Annotated in this window: 5 protein-coding genes and 1 pseudogene; 2 read left to right on the top strand and 4 right to left on the bottom strand. The window is 61.4% G+C overall.

Annotation, left to right across the window (positions count from 1 at the left end):
• Window positions 1-209 precede the first annotated feature (209 nt).
• Together QZ522_RS16635 and QZ522_RS16630 are read left to right on the top strand one after the other, a co-directional pair.
• Window positions 210-1130 (top strand): LysR substrate-binding domain-containing protein, encoded by a 921-nt coding sequence (locus tag QZ522_RS16635; protein ID WP_294614167.1) that lies wholly within the window; start codon window positions 210-212, stop codon window positions 1128-1130.
• A 99-nt stretch (window positions 1131-1229) separates the two neighbouring features.
• A complete protein-coding gene (locus QZ522_RS16630) occupies window positions 1230-1595 on the top strand; it encodes a nuclear transport factor 2 family protein (RefSeq protein WP_294614163.1) in 366 nt (121 codons plus the stop codon).
• A gap of 75 nt (window positions 1596-1670) precedes the next feature.
• On the opposite strand, the pseudogene QZ522_RS16625 reads toward QZ522_RS16630, so the two are convergent.
• The 4 genes and pseudogenes from QZ522_RS16625 to QZ522_RS16610 all read right to left on the bottom strand — a co-directional run.
• A pseudogene (locus tag QZ522_RS16625) lies at window positions 1671-2122 on the bottom strand (aminotransferase class III-fold pyridoxal phosphate-dependent enzyme); the annotation flags it as partial.
• Window positions 2123-3550, bottom strand: coding sequence for a C69 family dipeptidase (locus tag QZ522_RS16620; protein ID WP_294614160.1), 1428 nt, complete (start codon window positions 3548-3550; stop codon window positions 2123-2125). It lies immediately after the preceding pseudogene.
• A 32-nt stretch (window positions 3551-3582) separates the two neighbouring features.
• Window positions 3583-5643, bottom strand: a complete 2061-nt coding sequence (locus QZ522_RS16615) for an ABC transporter ATP-binding protein (RefSeq protein ID WP_294614157.1) — start codon at window positions 5641-5643, stop codon at window positions 3583-3585.
• Between the two features lies 1 nt (window position 5644).
• On the bottom strand, window positions 5645-6589 hold the full coding sequence (locus QZ522_RS16610) for an ABC transporter permease (protein ID WP_294614154.1): 945 nt from the start codon (window positions 6587-6589) through the stop codon (window positions 5645-5647).
• Window positions 6590-6608: the final 19 nt, after the last annotated feature.

Here is a 6608-nt window from a genome sequence, read left to right as displayed (position 1 = left end):
TATTATCAAAATGTTGCCATTAGGAGAAACGGTAGCAGGGGCGCTCGCCTGCGCCGAATGAACCTTTTTCAGCCCTGGCTGAATGGAATTTCATTGAGGGTACAAAACTGGTTTCGGGCACTGTTTTGTGGGGTGACGCCGTCGTGATATACTTGCCTTGGCAAACCGAAGCAGTGTGCTTTGGTTGACAAAAGAAGGCATCGGTTGGCTTGGGTCGCAAACTTCCACCATTTGCAGCTGTGCGCGCGTTCGAAGCCGTCGCACGCCTTCTGAACGTTAAGGCGGCAGCCGATGAATTATGTCTGAGCGCCTCTGCGGTCAGCCACCAGTTGCGCGCTTTGGAAGAGTATTTTGACACGGCATTGTTTGAGCGGCGCGGAAACAAGTTGTCACTGACACTTACGGGGCGGGCTTATTCAGAAAAAATGACAACGCTCCTCAATTCATTTGACGAGTCGACCCGGTCGATCCGAGAGGCCGGTCATCGTCCTTTCCGCGTGCTTTGCACACCTGGATTTGTCGCGCGATGGCTGGTCCCGAGACTAGATCGCCTGAGTTTCGGAGATCGAGTGCGGCTGCGGGTATCGGACGGAGCGCCATCGCTGGATTTTGCCTCGAACGAAGCAGATCTTGTCATACAGTGGACGGATGCACCGGCTTCAGGCGTCGTGACGGAACCGTTGATGCAATCGGCGCGCTATCCCGTGATCAGCCCCGCCCTGAAGGTCAAAGAAGCAGTGGATTCGCCCGAAGACCTGTGTCGCCTTACACTGCTGCATGACGAGACGATGGATGCCTGGAAGACCTGGTTTCATTCGGCAGGCATCACACCGCCCGTTTTCCCTCGTGGCCCGACCTTCCCCAATTGCGAATTGGCTACGACGGCTGCGGAGCGCGGCCAGGGCGTGTCGCTGGCCTATGACGCTATTGTCCGGGCAACATTGGCCGAGGGGCGGCTCGTTCGGTTGTTCGATACCGTGGTCATGCCGTTTGTCATTTATTCGGTGGCATATCCGCAGGCTCGTGCCGAGGACCCGATGATCCGGGAATTTTCAGATTGGGTGCACGACGAAGTCGCGCGGGAGGATGTCGCTGCGACTAGCAGAAGTGTTGAAAGTCTCACCCGATAGGCCGCTTCAGACAACCACGCGCTGCAGTTGTTCGCTTCATCTGCTTTTGCCTGCGTTGCCGTAAGTCAGTTCTGAGCCCAGAGTGCCGGATGCTGCAAGTTGACCGCAGATTATACAGCCGCTTGGAATTCAAAGTCCGCGGAGGCAGTAGCCTCTTTCTATGCGGAAGATGGCGAAATCGTCATCAATAACGGCGATCCCTGGACGGGTCGTTCGCGCGCTCAGGATATGGCTTCCGGTTTCTACGCTGATGTTCCGGACTTGACTCTGTCATGCGACGATGTGCGTTGCGCAGGGGGGCATGTCGTATTCGTTTGGACGTTTACCGGGCATGACGCAACAACCGGCAAGCCTCTCAATATCCGTGGTTGGGAAGAGTGGGAGGTTGGAGATGATCTCAAAGTAATGGCTTCCCGGGGTTGGTTCGACGCTGAGGATTATGCCCGCCAAGCAGCGGGAGAGTAGCCATTTTTAGAGCGCCAAAGTACTTGTGTTTGTACCCCTCGCCAACCCAATGCTTTGTCGCGGCTCCGAACGCCGACCGGTTCGACCAATGCCGCACATCACCTCATCAAGGATCAGCAGAACCCCGTATCGGTCGCATGTGTCACGGATGCGGCGAAGATAACCCGGAACGGCGGGAACCGCGCCCGCTGTTGCCCCGACAACCGGCTCCGCGAAGAAGGCCATGACGGTCTCGGGACCGAGGCGGAGGATCTCGTCCTTCAGTGCCAGCGCGGCCCGCAGGCCATAGGCCTCGGCGCTTTCCCCGGCCTGCCGCTCGCGGTATTCGTAGCAGGGCGAGATATGGCCAGTCAGTGCAAGAAGCGGGGCAAACTGTGCCCGTCGCCATGCGTTCCCACCGGCGGCCAGCGCCCCAGCATGTTCCCATGATAGCTTTGCCGCCGGGCAATGACGCGGTGCCGCTGCGGCTGGCCGATCTCGACAAAGTATTGCCGGGCCAGTTTCAGCGCGGCTTGCACGGCTTCGGATTACCAGATCTGGTCGAGCATTCGCGGTTCGTTGGTCATGTTCAGCTTGCCCAATGCGCGCAGTCTTGCATGTGTTGCTGCCGATATTGACATACAATCGGCTAGGGCCTCGGCCATGCGCGCTTGGGTGAATTCAGTCAGAACCTGCACTGCTAGGGCCTCCTCCCCGACCTCCAGAAGGCGCTCCGCGGCGCGCAGGGTATCGGGGATGCGGGCATTCACATTTGCCTCGATTGCGCGCCAATGCGTCCAGACCTCATTCAAGATCGGCTCCGGGTCCTGGAAGGCCAGGTGCATCAGCCTCTTGAATTCATGGAAAGCGGATGTCCCGGTCTCGATGCCTTGCGGGACCAGGGAGACTGTATCGGGATCTTTCTCCTGCTTGCGGCGATCGAGGAATCGGTGGCTTTCGCCGGTTGTCAGGTAGCGGTGCTGCCGCCAGGCGGGCGGGACCGAGTTCTGCCCGAGGAACACAGGCAAGAGCGGCGCCGTGACGGGCCCTACAGGGGCGTGCCACATCATACGCAAAGCCTCATGCGCGGGATGTATCAGCGGCACAACCTGGCCATAGCCCGCGGTATCGCCCGTCAGGCGCCCGGTGCTGATGGACCAGAACACGTCGTCAAGGCTGATCTTTTCGGGGCGTTCGGCGCGGGCGCGCATCTCGTCCTCGATCCAGGCAACACCGTCCCAGCGATGCTTTCCGTCCCCATAGACGTGGTTGACGTTGAAGGGGCCGAGCTCGGGGGACCACCAGCCCTGTTCGCGGGCCGTGTCGAAGAAATGCGGTGGGAAAAGGAAATCCGCGTTCGGCGCGTCCGGTATCTCGCCGATATAGCCGGGGCGCGAGGCACGGATGCTGTCGGGCCCGAGCCGCTCGGCGCACCAAAGGCCGCAGCCCCCGGCAAACTCGATCACCACCCAGGCCTCATCGGGGTCCGCGATCATGTGGGAATTGCCGCCATAGGTCGAATAGCCGTGCTTGGCGACCAACCGGCTTATCAGTTCGACCCCTTCGCGGGCGGTCCGGGCGCGTTCCACCACGATACGGGCGAGGTCGGAATAATTTGGCCCGGTCTGGTCCTTGGGCGTCATAGCGATCAGCTCCGCCCGCGAAGTGGACCAGATGTCGCGCACCGCCACTCCGCATTCGTTCAACCCGCCATTGGTCAGAGGCGCGGGTACGCCGAGATAATAGCTGTAATTCACGCGCATGTTGCGCAGCGTCTCGGGCGCCTGCGGGATTTCGATCAGGTGGCCGGGCATGTCGGCCTGCGGCGTCACGCCCACTGTGACGTTTGCGCCCGCCGGATGCTCTGTGCGCGGATTGATCTCCAGCCAGTGACTGCTCGGCTCATCGCCGTAACCAGCCAGATAGGCCACCCCGTCGGCCGTGTGGTGGCGCCCGATGTAAATACCATAACTCATTGTGTTTTCTCTTCAGATGATATGCGTCGGGTTCAGGTGAGGGGGAAATGACAGGCATGGCGCCGCCCGTCCGCCATTGTCACATGCGGCGGTTTCTCGGCCCGGCAAAGGTCTTGCGCAAAGGGGCAGCGCCCTGCGAAATCGCATCCCTTCGGGCGATTGAGCAGGCTCGGCACCTCGCCCGAGATCGACACATGCACGCGGCGGCGGTCCGGGTCGGGTTGTGGCACGCCTTCAACCAGGGCCTTCGTGTAGGGATGCACGGGGCGGGCGAACACTTCGTCCGTGCGGCCCTCTTCCACGATGCGGCCCAGATACATGATCGCCAGCCGGTCCGCGATGTGGCGCACCACGGGCAGGTTGTGCGTGATGATCAGGTAGCCCAGCCCGTGCTCGGCCTGCAAATCGGCCATCAGGTTGAGGATCTCTCCTTGCACCGACACGTCCAGCCCCGCGGTGGGCTCATCGGCGATGATCAGCTTGGGGTTCAGTGCCAATGCGCGGGCGACGCCGACGCGCCGTGCCTGCCCCCCCGAAAGCTCGTGCGGATAGCGCGACAGGAACGGCTTGGGTAGGCGCACCATATCTGCCAACCGCTCGGCCTCGGCATCCAGATCGACGCCGGTGACGCCGTGGATCTGAAACGGCTCAGTGATCAGCGCCCGCACGGATTTGCGAGGGCTAAGCGATCCGACCGGGTCCTGGAACATCATCGCCATGTCGCGGCGCAGGGGTTTGAACCGGCTTTCCGGCATATTTCGGATCTCCTCCCCCTCAAAGCATACGCTGCCTGCTTGCGCTTGCATGAGGTTCAGCACGCAGCGCCCCAGTGTCGTCTTGCCGGATCCGCTCTCACCGACCAGCCCAACGGTTTCGCCGGGGGCGACTGACAAGCTGACATCGAGAACGGCGTCAACATGACGTTGGGTGATGCCCTTCAGACGCGCGCGCAGAGGGCCAACGGTTTCGAATTGCACGTTCAGGTTGGATACCTCCAGCAACGGTCTGTCGCTCTTGACGCGGACGGGCTTGCTGGCGCTGGCAGTGCCTTGTCCCACGGTCATCACGTCCAGTGGTGGCGGCCAGCTTGGATCGTGGTGCGGACCATCAAGAAGGTGACAGCGCGCAAGGCTCATCTCGCCTCGGGCGACATCCGGCGGCAGTTTTTCTCGGCATACCGGAAGGGCACGCTGGCAGCGCGGCGCATAGATACAGCCCGAGAGCGCCTTGGTTAGGTCAGGGATGTCGCCGGGGATCACCGGCAACTTGCGCGAAACGTCGTCAATCCGGGCAGGATCGCATTCCAGCAGCGCGCGGGTATAGGGGTGTTGCGCGTTGTGAAATATCTCACGCACCTCTCCCGCCTCGATCACCTCGCCCGCATACATGACAACGACATCATCACAGAGCTCGGCGATCAAACCAAGATTGTGCGAAACCACCACGACCGTTGCGTCCAGTTCCTTTTGGAGATCCTGCAAAAGGTGGATGATCTGCGCCTCCATCGTCACGTCCAGCGCGGTGGTCGGCTCGTCTGCCAGCAGGAGTTGCGGGCCAGTCAGCAGCGCCATGGCGATGCCCGCGCGTTGACGCATGCCGCCCGAGAAATGGTGCGGATACTGATCAATCCGCTTGTCCGGGTCGGGGATACCCACCTTGCCCAGCATCTCGACGGCCATACGGCGTTTCTCGGCGGCCGAGACATTGGGCCGCCGGTAGAGGATATCCAGCATCTGCCGACCATAGGTCAGCACCGGGATCTGGCTGGTCATCGGGTCCTGGAAGACGACCGAAATCTCTTCGCCACGGATGGCACGCAGTTGCGCTTCGCTGACATTCAGAAGGTCACGGTCGCCAAAGCGGACTTCGCCGCCAGTGACATCGGCGTTCTTTGCCAAGAGCCCGAGCAAAGCCCAAAGCACAGTGGACTTGCCGGAGCCACTTTCGCCAACGATCCCCAAGATCCGGTTCTTGCGGATCGGAAAACTGATGTCGCGCAACGCCTTGACCCGTCCGCGCGAGGTGCGGAAGTCGACGGACAGGTTGCGAACGTCCAGCAACGTTTCAGGGAAGTGTGTTGCATCTTTGGGCATATCAGCGTCCTTTCCCCATGCGTGGATCGAAAATGTCGCGCAGCGCTTCGCCGAGGAAGGTAAAGCCCAGAGTGGTCAGTATGAGCGGGATGCCCCCGGCGATCACCATCCAGGGCGCGTCGCGGATCACGAGGTAGCCTTCGTTCAGGATCGTGCCCCAGCTGGCGGTGGGCGGCGTCACGCCAAGGCCCAAGAAGCTCAAGCCGGCTTCGACGGTGACCACCACCGGCACTTCCATCGCGGCCAGGATCAGCAGAGGCCCGACCACGTTTGGCATAACGTGGTGCAGCAGGGTTCTTGACATACTGGCGCCCAGCGAGCGTTCGGCGAGGATGAAATCGGTGTTTTTCAGCGTCAGCGTGGCCGTGCGCGCCACCCGCGCATATTGCGGGATCGACGTGATGATCACGATGGCCAGTACCACGCTAAGGCTCGGCCCGGTCAGCGCCACGGTGGCCAGCGCCAGCACGATGGTCGGGAAAGAACGCACCGTGTCGAAGACCAACAGAAGCAGGCTGTCCAGCCAACGGGGCCCGAACCCGGCTATCATGCCGAGGATCAAGCCTATGACCAATGAAACAGATACGCCGATCGCCGCGATATAGAGGGCCACCCGCCCACCGTAGAGAATGCGTGACAGCGTATCGCGCCCCAGCTGGTCGGTGCCCGCCAGATGGTCCAGCGTCGGCCCCGACAGCCTCGCTGGCACATCCAGAGCATTGGGGTCGTAGGATGCCAGCCAGGGCGCAAAGATGGCGCTGGCAAAAAACAAGGTGACAAGGATCAGCCCGGTCAGTCCCTGCCAGTTGGTCAGGAACATGCGCAGCTTTTCGCGGCGCTCGCGGGCGGCGGATTCGCGGATCTCGGCTTCGGTTACGTGATCGGGGAGGCCCGATGCGTCTACCGCCGGGACGCCGGTTTCGGGTTCAGAGCGATTCTCGGACACGGGGATCAAACCAGGCTAT

Origin of the sequence: uncultured Roseovarius sp., assembly GCF_913054395.1 — a bacterium.
Lineage (GTDB): Bacteria > Pseudomonadota > Alphaproteobacteria > Rhodobacterales > Rhodobacteraceae > Roseovarius.
This window is presented reverse-complemented; position numbering and strand designations above follow the sequence as displayed.

What these genes read in the sequence shown, in the direction of transcription:
- QZ522_RS16615 (WP_294614157.1), bottom strand. Translation starts at nt 5,643, where the DNA reads ATGCCCAAAGATGCAACACACTTCCCTGAAACGTTGCTGGACGTTCGC.
- QZ522_RS16620 (WP_294614160.1), bottom strand. Translation starts at nt 3,550, where the DNA reads ATGAGTTATGGTATTTACATCGGGCGCCACCACACGGCCGACGGGGTG.